We start from the raw sequence: 604 nt of genomic DNA on the forward strand, positions 1-604 counted from the left end.
AATCTTTACAAATGTTTAAAAATAGGGTAACTTTGTAGTATAAAAAAAAGGTTTACAGCATTAAAAAAAGTTTACACTTTAAAAGAAAATTACATAAAAAAAGAGACGGATAAAAAAGTGAAATTGCCCTCACTATTCTATCTGAATCACATAAAAAGCCTATGTGTTCTCGCTCGTCTCAGAAGTTATGTAAGTGGCTGACAACCACTTATGTAATTTTGATAAGTCTTTCGGACTGACAATCCGAACTTACAGATTTATTCTACCATTTTTTGACGAGCAACTCAATATATACACGCTTATTTTGTCATTCATTTAAGACTTCTAAGCTATTGGGAGAACACAAATCTTTAAGATTATTTGTGTTCTCTTTTAGTTTGGGAAGGAATAACAGTCATGGCAGCTTCTTTGGATGTCGTATATTCGACAGTATTACAAAATGGTATCCGTAAGTTTAAATATAAAAACAGCCACCTAAAACCGGTCTCTTTTAGTGATCAGTCGGGTAAGGGGGCTATTTTTGCTTACCGTTCAAAGGAACACATGATCGAGGGTATTGGACTAGTGATCACTTCAGAAGAAGGGGTGATCGAAAACAATAATC

1 pseudogene is annotated in these 604 nt (G+C 33.8%); it reads left to right on the plus strand.

The window, feature by feature from the left end:
• Nucleotides 1-396: 396 nt before the first annotated feature.
• A pseudogene (locus HMPREF9088_RS11315) lies at nt 397-604 on the plus strand (primase C-terminal domain-containing protein); the annotation flags it as partial.

Source organism: Enterococcus italicus DSM 15952 (assembly GCF_000185365.1).
Classification (GTDB): domain Bacteria; phylum Bacillota; class Bacilli; order Lactobacillales; family Enterococcaceae; genus Enterococcus_G; species Enterococcus_G italicus.